Annotated in this window: 16 protein-coding genes and 3 pseudogenes; 13 read left to right on the forward strand and 6 right to left on the reverse strand. The window is 45.0% G+C overall.

The window, feature by feature from the left end; genetic code table 11:
* Positions 1–2: 2 nt before the first annotated feature.
* The 3 genes from ABIA61_RS00115 to ABIA61_RS00125 all read right to left on the reverse strand — a co-directional run bounded on the left by ABIA61_RS00115 (position 3) and on the right by ABIA61_RS00125 (position 2,146).
* Positions 3–413 carry a DUF4183 domain-containing protein gene (locus tag ABIA61_RS00115; protein WP_404580166.1) on the reverse strand — a complete coding sequence of 137 codons (411 nt, stop codon included), beginning with the start codon at positions 411–413 and terminating at the stop codon, positions 3–5.
* Positions 414–500: 87 nt separating this feature from the next.
* A complete protein-coding gene (locus ABIA61_RS00120; RefSeq protein ID WP_404580403.1) occupies positions 501–1,313 on the reverse strand; it encodes a DNA alkylation repair protein in 813 nt (270 codons plus the stop codon).
* 158 nt (positions 1,314–1,471) lie between these two features.
* Entirely contained in the window at positions 1,472–2,146 is a 675-nt protein-coding gene (locus ABIA61_RS00125; protein ID WP_404580167.1) for a Crp/Fnr family transcriptional regulator, read from the reverse strand.
* 198 nt (positions 2,147–2,344) lie between these two features.
* Here ABIA61_RS00125 and ABIA61_RS00130 point away from each other — a divergent pair, with 198 nt between their 5' ends.
* The gene (locus tag ABIA61_RS00130) at positions 2,345–3,427 is read left to right on the forward strand and encodes an ankyrin repeat domain-containing protein (protein WP_404580168.1); all 1,083 of its coding nucleotides are present in this window, start codon (positions 2,345–2,347) and stop codon (positions 3,425–3,427) included.
* Between the two features lie 98 nt (positions 3,428–3,525).
* Here ABIA61_RS00130 and ABIA61_RS00135 read toward each other — a convergent pair.
* Positions 3,526–3,744: pseudogene (locus ABIA61_RS00135) on the reverse strand (LysR substrate-binding domain-containing protein); the annotation flags it as partial.
* Between the two features lie 74 nt (positions 3,745–3,818).
* Here ABIA61_RS00135 and ABIA61_RS00140 point away from each other — a divergent pair.
* The 4 genes and pseudogenes from ABIA61_RS00140 to ABIA61_RS00155 form a co-directional block, all read left to right on the forward strand.
* Positions 3,819–3,959: pseudogene (locus tag ABIA61_RS00140) on the forward strand (methyltransferase); the annotation flags it as partial.
* A 313-nt stretch (positions 3,960–4,272) separates the two neighbouring features.
* Positions 4,273–5,019: a DeoR/GlpR family DNA-binding transcription regulator gene (locus ABIA61_RS00145; RefSeq protein WP_283655401.1), complete on the forward strand. Its 747-nt coding sequence runs from the start codon at positions 4,273–4,275 to the stop codon at positions 5,017–5,019.
* 2 nt (positions 5,020–5,021) lie between these two features.
* Complete coding sequence (gene pfkB, locus ABIA61_RS00150) at positions 5,022–5,933, forward strand: 1-phosphofructokinase (protein WP_283655402.1); 912 nt, start codon at positions 5,022–5,024, stop codon at positions 5,931–5,933.
* A gap of 67 nt (positions 5,934–6,000) precedes the next feature.
* Positions 6,001–7,929 (forward strand): PTS fructose transporter subunit IIABC, encoded by a 1,929-nt coding sequence (locus ABIA61_RS00155; RefSeq protein ID WP_283655403.1) that lies wholly within the window; start codon positions 6,001–6,003, stop codon positions 7,927–7,929.
* Between the two features lie 179 nt (positions 7,930–8,108).
* Here the strand turns inward: ABIA61_RS00155 and ABIA61_RS00160 are convergent, their stop codons facing one another.
* Positions 8,109–8,999: a LysR family transcriptional regulator gene (locus ABIA61_RS00160; RefSeq protein ID WP_283657786.1), complete on the reverse strand. Its 891-nt coding sequence runs from the start codon at positions 8,997–8,999 to the stop codon at positions 8,109–8,111.
* Between the two features lie 111 nt (positions 9,000–9,110).
* Here ABIA61_RS00160 and ABIA61_RS00165 point away from each other — a divergent pair, with 111 nt between their 5' ends.
* Positions 9,111–9,497, forward strand: coding sequence for a tautomerase family protein (locus ABIA61_RS00165; protein ID WP_404580169.1), 387 nt, complete (start codon positions 9,111–9,113; stop codon positions 9,495–9,497).
* A gap of 68 nt (positions 9,498–9,565) precedes the next feature.
* Positions 9,566–9,901, forward strand: a complete 336-nt coding sequence (locus ABIA61_RS00170) for a carboxymuconolactone decarboxylase family protein (protein WP_283655405.1) — start codon at positions 9,566–9,568, stop codon at positions 9,899–9,901.
* A 106-nt stretch (positions 9,902–10,007) separates the two neighbouring features.
* Here the strand turns inward: ABIA61_RS00170 and ABIA61_RS00175 are convergent, their stop codons facing one another.
* Positions 10,008–10,628 (reverse strand): GntR family transcriptional regulator, encoded by a 621-nt coding sequence (locus ABIA61_RS00175; RefSeq protein WP_283655406.1) that lies wholly within the window; start codon positions 10,626–10,628, stop codon positions 10,008–10,010.
* A gap of 22 nt (positions 10,629–10,650) precedes the next feature.
* Between ABIA61_RS00175 and ABIA61_RS00180 the strand changes: the two are divergent.
* From ABIA61_RS00180 to ABIA61_RS00205, 6 genes and pseudogenes are all read left to right on the forward strand, one after another.
* A pseudogene (locus ABIA61_RS00180) lies at positions 10,651–11,702 on the forward strand (GntT/GntP/DsdX family permease); the annotation flags it as partial.
* Positions 11,703–11,926: 224 nt separating this feature from the next.
* Complete coding sequence (licT, locus tag ABIA61_RS00185; protein ID WP_044647101.1) at positions 11,927–12,784, forward strand: BglG family transcription antiterminator LicT; 858 nt, start codon at positions 11,927–11,929, stop codon at positions 12,782–12,784.
* A 184-nt stretch (positions 12,785–12,968) separates the two neighbouring features.
* Entirely contained in the window at positions 12,969–14,828 is a 1,860-nt protein-coding gene (locus ABIA61_RS00190; protein WP_404580170.1) for a beta-glucoside-specific PTS transporter subunit IIABC, read from the forward strand.
* Positions 14,829–14,904: 76 nt separating this feature from the next.
* Positions 14,905–16,314: a glycoside hydrolase family 1 protein gene (locus ABIA61_RS00195; protein WP_404580171.1), complete on the forward strand. Its 1,410-nt coding sequence runs from the start codon at positions 14,905–14,907 to the stop codon at positions 16,312–16,314.
* Positions 16,315–16,458: 144 nt separating this feature from the next.
* Positions 16,459–17,361 (forward strand): LysR family transcriptional regulator, encoded by a 903-nt coding sequence (locus tag ABIA61_RS00200; protein ID WP_283655410.1) that lies wholly within the window; start codon positions 16,459–16,461, stop codon positions 17,359–17,361.
* Between the two features lie 123 nt (positions 17,362–17,484).
* Positions 17,485–18,624, forward strand: a complete 1,140-nt coding sequence (locus ABIA61_RS00205) for a 5-methyltetrahydropteroyltriglutamate--homocysteine S-methyltransferase (protein ID WP_404580172.1) — start codon at positions 17,485–17,487, stop codon at positions 18,622–18,624.
* The last annotated feature ends 204 nt before the right edge of the window (positions 18,625–18,828 follow it).

The raw sequence follows: 18,828 nt of genomic DNA on the forward strand, positions 1-18,828 counted from the left end.
GCTCAGTCACTTATGATAGTCGTCACTGTGACGTTGTTGACAGAGGTTGAGGAGGCGCTAGTGTTGAAATTGATCACCTTAATGACTACCGTTAAGCCAACAATCAAGCCTGTATTTATGATTAGATTAGCAGTGGAAAGCGTTGTTAACCCGCCTCGCTGCAACGTCCCATTTATAAATACATTATAGTATCCGCTACTGGTGGGAACGATAAGTCCGTTTGCCGCGACTGAAGTACCACTATCATTTGTAAAACTTTGTGCCGGTATGGTGGTCACTCCTCCTAAAATGTTTCCAAGCACCACAGTAGCTGTGTAACGATTGACGATTGGAGTGATATTAATATTCGTTGTGACAGCTATGTTTCCAGAAACGATGCTGTCTGCTTTCAGATAGATTCGGATAATAGACATAGAATTTCTCCATTCCTAATATTCCAGATATATCTCATAGTTTATGTGTATCATCTGGATATGGATTGGATGGGGAAGAGTCTCTAATTACTGCTTTTTTATCAAGCTTCTTGTGGCTCGTGTGACTATTCGCTTCGTTTCTTGTGTATCCGAAGTCTTCAGCCACGCATCACAAACTTGAAGCACCCATTCCGGCTTGGTTTTACTGGCATCATTCAGCCAATTGCCTACCGAGTCCTGAACATATTTGATCGAGTCGGATTTAACAGCTTCCAAAAGTGGAAGTGCCAGCTCTGGGTGTTCTTTCAGTTCAGGAATGTGCTTGGCCCAGACACCTTGTGGCCGGGTCAATTCGATGGCAAAACGACGTATATTAGCATCCTGATTCCGTACCCAATCGTTTAAAAGCACGAGCGATTCCAGCAGTTGCATGGCTACGGGCCCTCTTACAGCCATCCAGGCAATTTCACGCACTCCGAAATGGGGGTCCGCTGCAAAGGGGCGAATGCCTGCCAATTGTTGCTCAATACTTAAACGGGGGTCAATCCCGACGATATAGGCAGCCCAACAGCGAATGCTGTCTGAAGGATGGGAGGCCATGACATTAAAGAATCGAGTACGTTCTTGATGTGTTTGTTGCTCGAACAAGTTCAGCCATTCTTGGGCAATCGCAGGGATTATTTTCATGATCTTATTTTCCTTCAGATGATCCAATTCGGACAGGAAGCTATCGGATGATCGCTGCAATCCAAACTCATCAAGTGCATTTTGTAGCAGTAAAGCATGGTCGACAGCTAGCCATTCGGTAAGATTCACCGTCTGAAGCTGTCCTTGCTGTAGCAGGTGAAGCACATCATCAGGAATGTCTGTTCCCTTGCGAGCCCCTTTTCGTTGTAATATCGAATCTGGAATTAGGAATTGTTTTTTAGGATTCATATATTGCCCCCATCAGTGCAAATAGAGTTAAATTTTGATTGGCCATTTCATTCGCTCCATATCGTATATTTTCTGGTAGGTATACGATACTTCTTTTCTCTGGACTATAGATGTAATGTAGCTTACAACTCCAGCAGCTTTTCGCGATGGATATAAATCGTCTTAAAGCCGGTTTTAATGACCTTTTCTTTTACAAGTTCCTGTAAAGCAGCAGTTACAGCTTCTCGGGTTGCTCCGACTAAATGAGCGATTTCTTGATGGGATAGCGGGAAATTGATTTTATAATACTCATCTTGAGTTTGGAGGGCGAACTGATCGGACAGTTTTATAAGAACATACAAAATTTTATCCTGTAAATTCCCTAAAGCCAGATATTGGGCCAACCGGCTCATGCCCGAGATTCGATCGCTTAACACTTTGATCATGTTCATCATGAATCGGGGATGTTGGATTAAAAAATGCTCAAAACGGTCTTTGTCCATCCGGCAGATATCGCATTCTTCGATGGTTTCTATGTACATATCCCGTGTCCCTAGTGAAATCATATCCATTTCGCCAAATACATTTCCTTCGCTGAGGATATCCAAAGTAAATTGCTTACCGTCCGCATTCAGCTTGTACAGACGGACCTTTCCCTTTTTCACAAAATAAAGTCCCTCGGAAAAGGTATCCGGGGTTTGAATAAATGTATTTTTCGGTATGGTCGTAATGGAAGTCATTTGATCCATTTCAACTAAATCTTCTAATGAGAGACTATCAAGCAGATTGAATTGGGATAGGTATTGAATGCTATTCATGTGTTCTCCTTATGGTTGCTTGTGACATACAGAATCATAATACAATTATAGCTTCTCTAAGGAACTTTGTTCTCCTATTGCTCACCTTTTTATAAAGGAGAAGGTAATGAGCGCTTGGGAATCAGGCGGTTTTATGTTAAAGAGAGGATGGTATAAAATAGAGATATAAATACGAGATACATAGGAAAGGGAATGACTATGATCAAATTAAAAGATATCGGTAACTTTGACATTCTTCCTGAGATCGCAATGCATATCGTTAAAGGGAATATACCTGCTTTACGCCAAGCGCTAACCGAAGACTGGGATATTGAACAAGGCATCGTACTCAGCAAATATACAACATTAAGTCCCTTGGACATTACGCTCATTTACGGGCAGTTGGATGTGTTGAAGCTGCTGGTGGAGCAGGGAGTTCAACTCAATGTGAAAGACAATCCCTCATTCCTGACGGCTGTTCGCTATGGTACAGAAGAGATCATCCGCTATGTAGTTGCCCATGGTGCCAAGCTGGACGGGAAGAATCAAGTAAAATCCGGGGCCTATGAACAAGCCTACTACGGTAATAAAAAGAATATCCCGCTTATGCATGAGCTTGGGCTGGATATAAAGCAACATGGTGGAGCAACGCTGCGCAACGCGGTTAGTAAGCATGACTTAAAAACGGTAGCTTTCCTTTTGGAGCATGGTGTAGATATTAATTTCAATGCTCCTAATATGGTATATCCTTATCAAGCCACGCCTTTAACCGTAGCGACCAGAGATAATAATTTTGCGATGGTGAAGTATCTGATCGAGCAAGGCGCTGATGTGACGTTGGCAGAAAAAGATGGAGAACGGGCGTATACAATTGCCATATCTAATAAAAACACGGAGATGGCAGAGTATTTAAAGTCTGTGGAGCCTCCAGAGTTTCATAACCTGGAAAATAAACGACATGCCTTAAAAAGCTACAAGCTCCCTAAGGACCTTGTGACCTTCCTAACGAGTGACCAGCTTCGTGTGGATATACCTGAAAATGATTATGCTATTGGATTTGTTGAATTTTTCTCATTGGTAGATACCGTTGAGATGAAGGTGGGGCGACAAAAGCTGCTGCGTGTTTCTTTAAAAGTAGACAACTACTCGGATATTCTGTTGGTGTGGAATCCGAAGCAAAAGTGTCTAGGTTATTACGACGAGGAGCATCAGGAATATGCGGATGTGTGCAGCTTTGCCGAATTTTTGGCACAGCCCGCAATCTTTCTGGAGAAGATTCTCGAAGGAGAGCTTTTAGATTAGGCGAAAAAAGCAAAAGAGCCATAGCTGCGGGTACCACCGTACTTATGGCTCATTGCTGTGTTCAGCACGATAAGGGCTTTTTACAGATGGCGATTGAATTTTGGAGCTGGAGCATTGTAGGTTCGACATAAGGTTAATAATCGCTCCCGTGTCGAGCTTCCCTTTTCACGCATAACAAAGGGCTCATGCATCATCTCCAATAAAGTGACCTGCTGATTAGCATAGCGGTGGTCCGGTTCGACTACAAACCATAGCTCATCACGAAATAATTCTTCTGTCTCAATCGTATCCGGGTGTTGCTCCGGCAGTCCCCCATAGCAGCCCGGTCCAATATAGCGTTGGCTCAGTTGTATGGGATGGTCGAACTTCGAGAGGGAGAGGCTTTGAAACAGTTAGCACAGACCCTCGTATACAGGGGGTAAGAAAATTTTATGATTTGCTGGCTGAAGAATCGAGGATTACAGCTACAGCCATTCAGACGGTAGGGAGCAAAGGCTATGATGGTTTCGTCATCGGAATCGTAAATGGTTAAATGGCCGAAATCTGCTAAGCACAGAGGGGACCAAACCGAGTGTTTAGCTTTTTTTGCTGTGGTAAAATAATACTGATTGGAACGTCAGAACGTTTTTGAACGTTTACTGCTGAATTCCTATGTAAGAAGAATGAATTTACATAAAAATGGATGGCATTTCCTTTCAATGTAAACGCAACCATGGAGATGGGGCTGGGAATTCACCATTTTGTAAAAAAGTGAAGTTAAGATGAAGCCTTTTGAATTTTTTTGAAGAAAAATGATTGTTTTTTGTGAGGTTTATGGTACGATATGAACAGTTGGGGGAATGAAGATGCTGACGGAAGAAAGATACACGTTAATAATACAGCGCTTACAAGAGCGTGGTGTTGTAAAGTTGCAGGAATTGGTCGATCTGTTGGGCGCTTCTGAATCAACGATTCGGCGTGATTTAATCGATCTTGAAGCCCGTCAGTTGCTAAAGCGGATTCATGGTGGGGCTTCCTTGCTGAATCAGAAAAGTCAGGAACCTGGCATGGAAGAAAAAGCATTCAAAAACGTTCAACAGAAAAACGCAGTCGCCCGTATGGCCGCCAAAGAAATTTTGGATGGCGAATGTATTTATCTGGATGCGGGAACAACAACGATGGCGATGATTCCTTACATTGAAGCTAAAGACGTGACGGTCGTGACCAATGGCCTATCCCACGTAGAAGCACTGGTAAGCAAACGAATCAGAAGCTATCTACTGGGAGGGATGATGAAAATTCATACCAAGGCCGTAATCGGGAGTATTGCCCTGCAGAATATGGACAATTTTCGGTTCGACAAGTGCTTTTTAGGAACGAACGGGGTAGATGTGGAAATGGGGTATACAACTCCTGATCCCGAAGAGGCGCTGATTAAACGGCGTGCCCATCAGCTATCAGGCAAAACGTATGTGTTGGCCGATTCCAGCAAGATTGGTGAAGTTACCTTTGCCAAGCTGTTCGAACTGAAGGAAGCTATCCTTATTACAGAATCGGTGCCTGAACGCTCACGCCGATCCATTGCTCAGAAAACTAAGATAATTGAGGGATAACGATGATATATACAGTAACGCTGAACCCTTCCATTGATTATATCGTGGAAGTTGACGACTTGAAGTTAGGTGATTTGAACCGGATGAAACGTGATTTGAAACTACCGGGCGGCAAGGGGATTAATGTATCGCGCGTGTTAAATCAGTTGGGAGCAGACAGCACGGCGATTGGTTTTCTCGGAGGATTCACAGGCAGGTTTATCAACGATACATTGCGGGAAGAATCCATTAAAACTAATTTTGTAATCATCGAGGATGATACACGGATCAACATTAAGCTCAAGCATGGCGATGAGACGGAAATCAACGGCTTGGGACCTGCTATACATGAGCAAGAGGCAGATGCGCTGGTGCAAAAGCTGTCGAGTCTCCAGAAAAATGACATTGTCGTCTTGTCTGGAAGCATCCCGCCGTCACTAGGGGGAGACTTCTATGATCGGTTGATTAGCGTATGCCAGCAGACCGGGGCTGAATTCGTCATCGACACCACAGGTGAAGCGCTGATGAAGGCACTGGTTCATAAGCCGCTGCTCGTCAAGCCGAATCACCATGAGTTGGCTGAGTTGTTTGGCGTTACTATCAACTCCAAGGAGGGGATTGTCACTTACGGCCGTAAGCTACTGGAGGCAGGTGCTAAGAATGTACTGATTTCCATGGCAGGAGAAGGCGCTTTGCTCATTACGGCAAATGAAGTGTACCACGCTAATGTACCGGCAGGAACGGTCAAAAATTCTGTAGGCGCAGGTGATTCCATGATTGCTGGATTTGTGGGTACGCTGGCCCTTCATGGCGACCCGATCGAAGCATTCCGTGCGGGTGTGGCATCCGGAAGCGCAACTGCGTTCTCCGATGATCTGGCTACAAGAGAGAAAATTGAACAATTACGGCCGCAAGTCACGATTTCGAATTGGTAGTCCCGCTACATCATGAGCTTATTAGGCGTGTGTCGACACGCTGATCGAACTTAGGAGAGTGTGAAAAATGAGAATAACAGACCTGATGATTAAAGAAACGATGATCATGGACTTGCAGGCAACGACAAAAGACGGGGCGATTGAGGAACTTATCGCCAGTCTCGAAGCCAGCGGACGCATTAATGACCGGGCATTGTTCAAAGAAATGATTTACAAACGCGAAGCAGAATCCAGCACCGGAATCGGCGGCGGCATTGCAATGCCGCATGCCAAAACCAAGGCTGTGAATGAAGCGACTGTCGTTTTCGCGAAAAGCAGTAAAGGCGTAGATTTCGAATCGTTGGATGGGGAGCCAGCGAACGTATTTTTCATGATTGCAGCTCCAGAAGGAGCAGCGAATACGCATCTTCGCACACTGGCGGCACTTTCCCGGTTATTAATTGATACTGATTTCATCGGTAAACTTATGAATACGCAAACACCAGATGAAGTATCCGAGCTGTTTGATACCAAGCAGGCCGAAGTAGAAACAGCCAAGCAAGCAAAAGAGGCGAAGAAAGAAGCTGCCAAGGCACAGCAAACGCCAGACGTTATCGTTGGCAACCCGGATTCTGACGAGTTTGTGGTTGCGGTTACAGCTTGCCCTACGGGTATCGCACACACGTTTATGGCTGAAGACGCTCTCATTAAGAAAGCGAAAGAGATGGGTGTAAATATCCGGGTAGAAACGAACGGCTCGGAAGGTGCGCAAAACGTACTAACCCCGGATGAAATTCGTCGTGCCAAAGGTGTAATCGTCGCAGCCGACAAGAAGGTCGAAATGGCCCGCTTTGACGGCAAGCCTGTATTGCAAAGACCGGTAAGTGACGGTATCCGTAAATCCGAAGAACTGATCCGCAAAGCGCTGAACGGCGATGCTCCAATTTACCGAAGCGAAGGTAGGGGGAACGCGGAGGAGACGAGAGCAGAAAAAGCCAGCGTCGGCAGTAAAATATACAAGGATTTAATGAACGGTATCTCTCATATGCTGCCATTCGTTGTAGGCGGCGGGATTTTGCTGGCGATTTCCTTCCTGTTCGAGCAGGTAGCGGGAGCAGATAATCCGATCTTCAAGCTGCTACAAACGATTGGCGGTGGAACGGGTGCGTTTCACTTCCTGATTCCTGTTCTTGCCGGATTCATCGCGATGAGTATCGGAGACCGTCCGGCACTGATGCCAGGTATGGTTGGTGGTCTGATGGCTGTAAACTCCAATGCCGGTTTCCTTGGCGGTCTGGCAGCAGGTTTCCTGGCTGGTTATGTGGTTATCTTCCTGCGTAAAGCTTTTGCAGGTCTGCCGAAAGCACTGGATGGTTTAAAACCAATCCTGTTATACCCGGTATTTGGACTCCTAATTACAGGCGCGATTATGTTCTACCTGTTCGATCCGATTTTCGGTGGTATTAATACGTGGCTTGTCAATGTTCTGAACAATTTGGGTACAGGTAATGCAGTGATTCTGGGACTGATTCTGGGTGGTATGATGTCGATTGACATGGGTGGACCTTTCAACAAAGCGGCTTATGCATTTTCAATCGGTGTCTTTACTTCCAGTGGTAACACGAACGGGGCTATGATGGCTGCTGTTATGGCGGGTGGTATGGTACCTCCGCTGGCGATCGCATTGGCTTCGACGTTCTTCAAAAATAAATTTACTGAGCAAGAGCGCAAGTCTGGTTTGACAAATTATGTACTCGGTTTGTCCTTTATTACGGAAGGAGCAATCCCATTCGCAGCTGCTGACCCTCTGCGCGTCTTAACCTCTTGTATTGTAGGTTCAGCGATTGCTGGTGGTCTGACGCAGTTTTGGAAAATCAATCTTCCAGCTCCTCATGGCGGAATTTTTGTAGCAGCTCTTGCCAATCATGCTTTGCTGTTCTTGCTTGCAGTGGCGATTGGCTCCGTGATTTCCGCGCTCATTCTGGGACTGTGGAAAAAACCGCTCGAAGCGAAATAACGTATTATAAATGAGTGGAAGTTCGCTCCAATTTTTATAAAGCAAAGCCGTTAAACACAGATTCAGTGTGTTTAGCGGCTTTTTTGATATGAGGAACATATCTTTATAGATCATCTATACAGGAGGAGCTGCTTCAGCTGCAATTAGCCTGTTACCTGGGCTAGTCCTTTTCCATGTATTCAGGTCAGGGGGCTTTGCGCAGACAGTTGTTCCTTAACCAGTTGCATAAGCAGTTTTTGCGCCGAAGGCATGTATTGCTGGTGCTGGCTGCTGTGTAATAGTCCGACGGGAATAGACGGATCTGCCAACTGTAGAGGAATCGTGATGAGTTCATCTGGCAAAGGTAATGACGATAGAACCACCCCCACCGAAGAGATCGTTTTTACAAATGAGGGTATAGACGAAATTTGGCTTACGGTATAAAAAAACGGCATCGGCGGAAAGCGGGAAAGCTCTTTTTCCAGCCGGATATGGTACAGGCAGTTCTTCCCTCCAACGATCAGCGGGTATTCATACAGGTCTTCTAGATGAAGCTCGCTTTTGGCTGCAAAGGGATGATCACGGGATACGATAAAAGCAATCTGTTCGTGATACACAGGTTCAAAGTGCAGGGAAGGAATCGAGTATGGTTCCCCGCAAATTGCAAAATCAAGTGTGTTCTCCATCAGAGCATTCGAGAGTGCATCTGTGTTTCCTACTGTAAAATGGCACGTCATATTCGGCTTATGCTCCCGAAACTGACGCAGAACCTCAGGCAGCACGGTAGCCGCCACGGTTTCGATCACACCAATGTGGAGGGTGCCTATTTCCTCCTTTTTCAGAGACTTGGCCTGATCCAATACATAATTCCAATGCTGAATAAGTCCATCTACCTCTTCCGCATAATAATTGCCCGCAGCGGTTAATTCCGCATCCCATCCTCTTTTAAAAAGCTGAAATCCCAGCTCCTTCTCCAGTCTCTGAACTTGGCTGGTTACTGTAGACTGTGCGTAGTTTAATTTGGCGGCAGCCTTTGAGAAGGTTCCTTCTTCGATAATGGTACGAAACGTGGTTAGCTCTTTCAGATCCATGAACACTCATCTCCATCGGTAAAAATGAATATATTTATGATTATTTTCAATTATATAGATAAAAATAGATAGAGTACAATTAATTTATCCCAACGGACAGGAGAGATAAACATGCCATTTGTACGAGTAGGATACATGGAGGATCAATACACAGAGAAGGAGCTGCCTGGGATTAGCCGCAGTATCATGAACGCTTTGATCGAACATTTTCAGGTGCCGGCAAAGGATTATTTTCAGGTTTTTCATGCTCATAAGCAGAGCGAGTTTTATTACAGTCCGGATTATTTACAGGTACCGAGAACAGACAAGCTGCTCTATATCCAAATTACGCTCGGATCAGGCAGAAGTACGGAACAAAAAAAGAGCTTCTACCAAAGGGTAGCCGAACTCTTATCCACCGAATGCAAGATCAGGCCGGAGGATGTATTTGTAACACTGGTGGAAACGGAATTAGAGGATTGGTCCTTTGGCAACGGACTTGCCCAGATGATTTTATAGCTGGAAACTGCACATCTGCATACGATCTGCATAACTGCACATCAGGAACGAAGGGAAGTGTTGAATAAATGAAGCATAAATTAATCACATCGAGTGTACGGGAAAAGGTTGGGGATTTTGCGCCCGCTTTTGTGAACTATACGGAAAATGTTCTTTTTGGGGATGTATGGAGAAGAAGTGAGCTATCTCTCAGAGAACGGAGTCTCATAACCGTTTCCGCATTGGTAGCGGGTGAGCATGGGGGGCAGCTTCCCTATCATCTGAATTTGGCCAAGGATAACGGATTATCGGAAGAAGAACTGGTCGAGGTCATCACTCAGCTTGCCTTTTATGTAGGATGGCCCCGAGCAGCCTCAGCGATTCAAATCGCCAAAGACGTATTTCGGGGAGGAAAAGAGGGTTAGGCGTTCGATCATCCACGAATTTTATACCCTAAAAGACCGCTAAGCACAAGGACTCAAGTGTTTAGCGGTCTTTTAGGCATGGCATTGAAATGGAGAATAGAAAAGCCTATCTGATCAGATGCAGACAAAAATCCAGATCGGCCTGGAGATGCTTCTTCATCAGCCGTTCTGCCGTGTCACCATCATGCGCCCGAATCGCTTCGCAAATGTGCTGATGCTCGTCAATCAGAAAGGGGCGATGATAGTAAACGACCGTATGACGGAATAAATAAATGACGGATTGCATCCGGTCAAATAAACCAATCATCATCGAATTATTGCTGGCGCTCATAATGATTTCGTGAAACTCTTTATTCGCTTGCATCACCTCATCCAGCGAGCCGGAGCGCCCAATTTCCACACATTGCTCCAAAGCCAGCAGCTCTGTCTCGGACAGATAGGCTGCTGCACTTCGCGCAGCATGTCCTTCAAGCAGCATACGCAGCTCAAAGGTATTACGCAGGTCGGTTTCAGAGAGCTTGACTACACGCTTATTGACGATAAGCCCCTCCTGCTCCAGTTTGCGGATGGATTCACGGATAGGTGTCCGGCTCACACCGAGCTGCGTAGCAAGCTTTTCCTCGACCAGCTTGGTTCCCTGAGGAATCGTTCCGTTCAGGATCATATCACGTAGCGTTTCATAGGATTGCTGGTGCGCCGTTCGGGAGTTATTGCTGCTGTACTGCATGGTCATTCACCTCTACGTCTACTTTAGCGAAAAGACGGAGGTTAAACCTATGATGGTTGTCGCTGTTATCTGCGGCATCCCTGTGTTCATACAGGTGGGTATCGTGCTGTTGTTCCCGCTCGTATTCGTGATTGCCAAGCATACGGGAACCTCACTGATCAAAATCGGGATTTCCCTTGTAGCTGGATTGGCAGTCGTGCACAGTCTGATTCCACCACATCCGGCGGCGATGCTGGCTGTAGGTATTTTTAACGCCAATATTGGTAAAACGATCTTCCTTGCGCTCATCGTAGCGTTGCCATCCGCAGCCATTGCGGGTCCGATCTACGGAAGCTGGATCGCCAAGCGTATCAAAGTGGAGACCTCTAGTGAGTTGATGGAGCAATTTACGGAAACGAGAGAAAGAGAGCTGCCAGGCTTCGGTATTACACTTTTCACCATTATGCTGCCTGTTATTCTGATGCTCATGGCGACGATTGTTGATCTGATTTTGCCAGAAGCCAACGGCTTTAGACAGGTCTTGATTTTATCGGCAGTCCGATCATTGCGTTGCTGCTTGCCTTGTTGTTCTCGCTCTACTCTTTTGGTTATGCACGCAATTTCGACAGCAAGCAGCTATTGAAATTTACGAATGATTGTCTCGGCCCGGTCGCTTCTATCATCCTGCTGATCGGTGGTGGCGGCGGTTTCAACAAGATTTTGACCGCCAGTGGTGTGGGTGATGCGATTGCAGGTTTTGCCCAGCATGCACATTTATCACCGCTTGTGCTTGCCTTTGTCATTGCGGGTCTGATCCGTGCAGCCGTCGGTTCGGCTACGGTAGCCATGATGACTGCGGCTGGTATTGTCGCTCCAATCGCGGTCACCATGCCGGGGGTAAGCCCGGAACTGCTGGTACTGGCTACCGGAGCAGGCTCGATCATTTTGTCCCATGTCTATGACTCCGGCTTCTGGATTGTCAAAGAATACATGAACCTGTCCGTACCGCAAACCCTGAAAACGTGGACGGTCATGGAAACCATTCTCGGATTTAGTGCTTTTGCCATCGTAATGCTGCTCAGTATCTTTATCTGACTTATATCATAATCTATATTTACCAAACGACTTTTAATCATGATTGTATTGTTATTCTGGTTTGAAAGCGTTATAGTAAAAGTAATTGAATGAAGGGGCAAGTAACCTTCGGGATTGTTACTGGTTAGCAGGCGATACCCAAATAATGACTAATTATTTAGTCGTTATTTGGTTTTTTTTGTTATTACAAACTTTGTCATTACATCAATGAGGTGAGTAGATATATGATCATCCGGCAAATATTTAACAACAATGTTATTCGGGCCGAAAATCAGGTTGGTCATGAATTTGTTGTCATAGGGAATGGTCTGGGCTTTAAAAAGAAAAATGGTCAGAGGGTCGATGAGGAAAAAATAGAAAAAACTTTTGTATTAAAGTCCGATAAAATTCCGCAAAAATTAATTGATCTCATTGGAGAAACATCTGTGGAATATTTAAAGGTAGCGGATGAAATTGTAGGGAACGCAAAAAAGGAAATGGGAGATATTTTTAGTGATAACATTTATATCTCTTTGATTGATCATATTCAATTTGCTATCTCTCGGTACAGGAAATCCGTGGGACTAAAAAATTCACTTTTGTGGCAAATTAAAAAATTTTACAAAAAAGAATTTATGATTGGTATGAATGCGCTGGATATGATCCACGCTCAATTTGGTATTCACATGGACGAGCATGAAGCAAGCTTTATTGCCATGCATTTTGTCAATGCAAGGCAAGACGGTCAGGGAATGAAGCAAACGGTTGAGATTACGGAGGTCATTGATGACATTTTCAACATTGTAACCGATTACTATCAGCTGGCATTGGATGAAACTTCATTCAACTATTCCCGGTTTATTACCCATTTACAATACTTTGCTCAAAGAATGCTGAGTAACGAACAAGAGCAACGAGCTTCAGGCGACAACTTCTTGTATGAGCAGGTCAAAGATAAATACACTAAGGCTTTTCAATGTACCCATTTGATTAATCAATACCTGGAAAGCAAGCATGAAAGCGCTATGTCGATTGATGAAAAGGTATACTTGACGATTCATATACAGCGTGTGACTTCCAGAAACGATATGGCTGGTTCCTAGAAAAAAAAGCTTGCAAACGATTTCTGAGTGATTTATAGTAGGCTCACAACTTAAATATAAGGATTGTTACTGGTTAAGCAGGCGATACCTAAATGAATGGCAGTGATCATTTTCTTTGATTACACAGGCCTTTCGTTTAGGTATTTTTTTGTTTTCAGACAATCTGCCCAGAAGGAGAATGAACATGGACCATAAGAAAATGGGCGATGACATCGTACGCCTCGTTGGAGGAGAAGAAAATATTAATGGGCTTGTGCATTGTGCTACACGGCTCAGATTTGACCTGAAGGATTCAAGAAAAGCCGAAAGAGAAACGCTAGAGAAGCATGAGGGCATCATTACTGTTGTCGAAAGCGGAGGGCAGTTTCAAGTGGTTATCGGGAGCCACGTTGCCTATGTATATACGGAGATCATGAAAAATAGGGATTTTGGATCGGACTCTCCTGCGGCTGGTGAATCAAGCGGAAAGAAGACATCGATCATATCTACAATCTTTGAAGTCATTTCCGGCAGTTTCTCCCCGCTGATTCCGGCGATGGCGGGCTCGGGGATGATAAAAGCACTCCTGACGGTTTTGACCTTGCTGGGGTGGATGTCTGCAACAAGTGATACCTATATGATCCTGTCCGCTGCGGGGAATGCTGTGTTTTACTTCTTACCGATTTTGCTTGGGATCACGCTTGGTATAAAGCTGAAGGCGAATCCTTATGTAGCAGGTGTCATCGGTGCGGCCCTCATGGAACCCAACTTTACGGGGCTGATGGACAAAGGCTCTGATGTATCGTTTTTGGGAATACCGGTGGTCATGATGAACTACTCGGCCAGTGTTTTCCCGGTTTTCATATCCATCAGCATATATGCGTTGGTGGACAAGTTTTTGAAGAAGATCATTCTTAAGGATCTACAGCTTTTTTTAGTTCCGATGCTGGCTTTAATGATTATGGTTCCGCTATCTGCGATCGCATTCGGACCTTTCGGTACAGGGGTAGGAGATTGGATTTCTTCAGGTGTGACATGGTTAATCGGTGTAAGTGGCATTTTGTCAGGGATTGTTCTTGGCGGTTTTATGACCTTTATGGTCGTCTTCGGACTTCACTGGGGGTTTACACCCATCACGATTCAAAATATCGGTGTTGGTGGTGATCCGATTGAGGCGATGGCTGCAGCAGCAGTATTTGCTCAAATTGGTGTCGCATTTGGTATTTTCCTGAAGGCGAAAAAAGATAAAACACTTAGAACTCTTGCGGGTTCCACGAGTATTACAGGATTGCTGGCTGGTGTGACAGAGCCTATTGTGTATGGTCTGGTGCTTCGTTTTAAACGTGTCATTCCCATTGTCATTATCGCTGGGGCTATAGGCGGAGCCATCAATGGACATTTTGGGGTGAAAATGACAGCTTATGTTTTTCATAATATTTTTGCTATTCCAGTATATACGCCAACCTTAATCTACATTATCGCCATTGCATGTTCATTTATAGCTGCAACGCTAATGGTTCTTATTTTTGGGTATGAAAGCAAGGTTAAAGGGGAGGCCCCGGAAATGGATGAATCCGTGAAAACAGAAGAACCCGTGGCCGTCGACATCAAGAAAGAAACGATATACAGCCCGATCACAGGCAAGACTATACCACTGAGCCAAGTGAATGATTCTGCATTTTCTACAGAGGCCATGGGAAAAGGGTTAGCCATTGAACCGTCTGTCGGTGAGGTCGTAGCGCCGATAGATGGAGTTGTAACCTCGCTGTTCCCCACAGGACACGCGATAGGCTTGACTTCAAATGCGGGTACAGAGATATTGATTCATATCGGAATTAACACAGTTGCTCTGAAAGGGAAGCATTTTAATCCAGTGGTTAAAGAGGGGGACAGTGTGAAACAGGGCGATTTGTTAATCCAATTTGACAGGGAACAGATTATAGAAGCAGGATACGATATTGTGACCCCTGTCATCGTTACACTTACTAAAAATAAAGTGGACGTATTCGAGACAAATCAGGAGCAGGTTCAGAAAAACGAAGTATTGTTAACTTTGGTTGTGTGATACAGGAAAGCGTCATCATCACATACATGGATTGCGAACATCAGAAGGATATAACTATAACTGGAGGGACTATATCATGAAACATGACCAATTGAAGGCATTTCCCGAAGATTTTTTCTGGGGAGGTTCAACTTCCGCTTATCAAGTAGAGGGTGCATGGGACGAAGATGGAAAAGGACCCTCTGTCATTGACATGGCTAATCACGTCGAAGGGGTCACTGATTTTAAGGTAACCAGTGATCATTACCATATGTTCAAAGAAGACGTAGCTTTGATGGCTGAAATGGGCTTTAAAGCGTATCGTTTCTCTATTGCCTGGACACGTATTTATCCACAGGGCGTAGGTGAAGTTAATCAGAAGGGAATCGCGTTTTACAGCTCATTAATTGACGAACTCATTAAATATGGTATTGAACCGATTGTTACTATGTATCATTTTGATCTGCCCTATGCTCTTGAAAAACAAGGCGGATGGTCGAAGAGGGAGACGATTGACGCTTTCGAGCAGTATGCCAAAATATTGTATGAGAACTTTGGAGACAGGGTGAAATATTGGTTAACCATCAATGAGCAAAATATGCTGATTCTCCATCCCGGCTCCATCGGAACTTTAGATACAAGCCTGGAAAATCCGCAAAAGGTACTTTACCAACAAAATCATCATATGTTAGTAGCGCAGGCGAAAGCGATGGTGTTGTGCCATGAGATGCTGCCTGACGCGAAAATCGGACCAGCGCCGAATATTGGGGTCATTTATCCAGCGAGTTCCAAGCCGGAAGATACGCTGGCGGCTGACAACTATGCAGCCATTCGCAACTGGCTCTATCTGGATATGGCGGTATTTGGCCGATACAATCACATTGCCTGGAGCTATTTGGTCGAAAAAGGATATGAGCCTGTCATTGAAGAGGGCGATATGGACATATTAGCGAAGGGAAATCCAGACTTTATCGCCTTTAATTATTACACCTCTCAAACCGTAGGAGAAAGCTTGGATGACGGAAATGATTTTTCACATACAGGAGATCAGCATGAGATTGTGGGTGAGCCAGGAGCATACAGAGGCTCGGTGAATCCTAATCTGCAAACGACGGAGTTTGGCTGGGAGATTGACCCGGTCGGTTTTAGATCCACGCTGCGTCAAATTTATTCCCGCTACCATTTGCCTCTCATCGTGACGGAGAATGGTTTAGGCGCTTTTGACAAGCTTGAAGAAGGCGATGTAGTGAATGATCCTTATCGGATTGACTTTTTCAAAAAACATATTGATCAGATTCAACTGGCAATTACAGATGGCGTAGAAGTATTCGGCTTCTGTCCATGGTCTGCGATTGATCTTGTTAGTACCCATCAGGGCTCCAGTAAGCGTTACGGGTTTATCTATGTTGATCGTGAAGAGTTTGATCTCAAAGATTTGCGCCGTATTCGTAAACAAAGCTTCTATTGGTACCAAAAACTGATCGCTACCAATGGTGAAGTCCGTTAATTAAAGCAACAGTGCAAGAGCACCTCCCTGAAATGGATGTTACCATTTTGAGGAGGTGCTATTTTGGGTTTAGGGGTTTCTTAAACAGCAGTGTTATCATGTGTTATATAATAGAAGAAACACAAACGGAAAGGACATCATGCATTGACCTTACAACAATTAAAATATGTCATCGAGGTTGCCAATCGCGGCTCCATGAATGAGGCGGCAAAGCGGTTGTTTATTTCCCAGCCCAGTCTGTCGAACGCCATTCGGGATCTGGAGGAAGAGATTCATATCACGATTTTTGATCGTACCAATAAAGGTATTTCTTTGTCCAAGGAGGGTGTGGAGTTTCTCGGTTATGCGCGTCAGGTCGTCGAACAGGCGGAGCTGCTGGAAAGTCGCTATCTGGATGCCAAGCCTTCACCGCAGCATTTTTCCGTATCCACGCAGCATTATGCTTTTGCCGTAAATGCATTTGTGAATCTGGTGAATCAATATGGACAGGATGAGTATGAGCTGGCTTTGCGGGAGACGAAAACCCATGAAATCATACAGGATGTCAAAAGCTTGCGCAGCGAAATCGGAATTTTATATCTGAACGAATTTAACGCCAAGGTCATTAACAAGCTGCTAAAAGATGCGAACCTGCAATTTAACAGCCTGTTTATCGCCAAGCCGCATATTTTTATCAGCACCAATAATCCGTTATCCCGACAGTCCATTGTGACCATTGATCAGCTTCATCCTTATCCGTATCTGTCCTTTGAACAAGGGGAGTACAATTCCTTTCACTTCTCCGAGGAAATTCTTAGCACGTTGTCGCATCCCAAAAGCATTCGTGTCAATGACCGGGCGACCCTTTTCAATCTGCTGATTGGCCTGAACGGGTATACCATTTCTACCGGGGTGATCAGTGCGGATTTGAACGGTAACGAGATTATTTCCGTACCTTTGGAATGTGAGGAGTCTATTAATGTGGGCTGGATTTGTCATAAAAATGCTTCGCTCTCCAAGCTAGCCTCCGTCTATGTAGAAGCGCTGCATGAGGCGATAGGCGAGTAAAAGGTTTGGTATAGCTTTAGGCTATAACTAGCTATAGTTTATTGGAGTTACATTATAACTGAAAATGTGTGTTATCTTTCTTACAAGAACTTCACTACAGAAGCGAAAAAGGAGATAACCCTAATGAGCAGCATCCTTGACAATGCATCCCAACGAAAAGTGACCCCTTTCAGACATGATATGGTCGGCAGCTTTCTGCGTCCGCAAGCGATTAAAGATGCCAGAATTCAATTTCAAAATAACGAAATTTCTGCGGACGAACTGGGAAAGATTGAAGACAACGAAATTATCAAGCTGGTGGAAAAGCAAAAATCCGTAGGACTTAAAGCCGTGACAGATGGTGAATTCAGACGCTCTTGGTGGCATCTTGATTTTATGTGGGGTCTGGATGGCGTGGAAAAGGTAGAGCTTTCGAACGGTTACCAATTCCAAGGCGTGGAAACAAGAGCGGAAACCGCACGCTTGACTGGTAAAATCGGTCACTCCCTTCACCCTTTCATTGAAGACTTCAAATTCTTGAAGCAAGTAGCAGGTGAGGATGCGATTGCACGTCAAACCATTCCGGCACCAGCACAGTTCCTGGCCGAGCTGCTGCGTGGAGAGAATAAAGAAACAACCGATACCTATTACAGCAATCTGGACGAGCTGGTGACGGATATCGCCAAAGCTTACAAATCCGTGATTCAAGCGTTGTACAATGAGGGCTGCCGCAGCTTGCAATTGGATGATTGCACATGGGGCATGCTCTGCGATAAAAACTATTGGGAAGCCAGACAGCATGCGGGTGAGAATGTGGAAGATACCAAAAAGCTGTTCGCCCGCGTGAATCAGGAAACCGTAAATGATCTTCCAGCCGATTTGATCGTTACAACCCACGTATGCCGTGGTAACTACCATTCCACCTGGGCATCCTCCGGCGGCTACGAGCCTGTTGCCGAAACCCTGTTCGGCATCGACAACATCGACGGTTACTACCTCGAATTCGATACCGACCGTGCAGGCGATTTCACACCGCTGAAGCATCTGAAAGGCCAGCAGCAGATCGTCTTGGGCCTCGTTTCATCCAAAACAGGTGAATTGGAAGACAAGCAGACGGTCATTAACCGCATTAAGGAAGCAACTCAATTCGTGGACATCAACCACATCTGCCTCAGCCCACAATGCGGCTTCGCTTCTACGGAAGAGGGCAATATCTTGACGGAAGAGCAGCAGTGGAAGAAGCTTGCCTTCATTAAAGAGATTGCGGACGAGATTTGGAAGTAAGGGTTTAGGGGAATTGATTGGGTAGGTTCTTTAAACTAAAGCTCCGTTATCATAAAAAACACGCCACATGGGGCGTGTTTTTTATTTTGGCGTGTGACTTAGCTTCATTTCTTAATTAATATTCCCATAGTTTTATTCCGCTCAGATAGCACATGACTTGGTGTATAATCTTTATCCCCATTTATTTCTTGCGTTTGAGCGCAC

Source organism: Paenibacillus sp. RC21, from assembly GCF_044907935.1.
Classification (GTDB): domain Bacteria; phylum Bacillota; class Bacilli; order Paenibacillales; family Paenibacillaceae; genus Paenibacillus; species Paenibacillus terrae_A.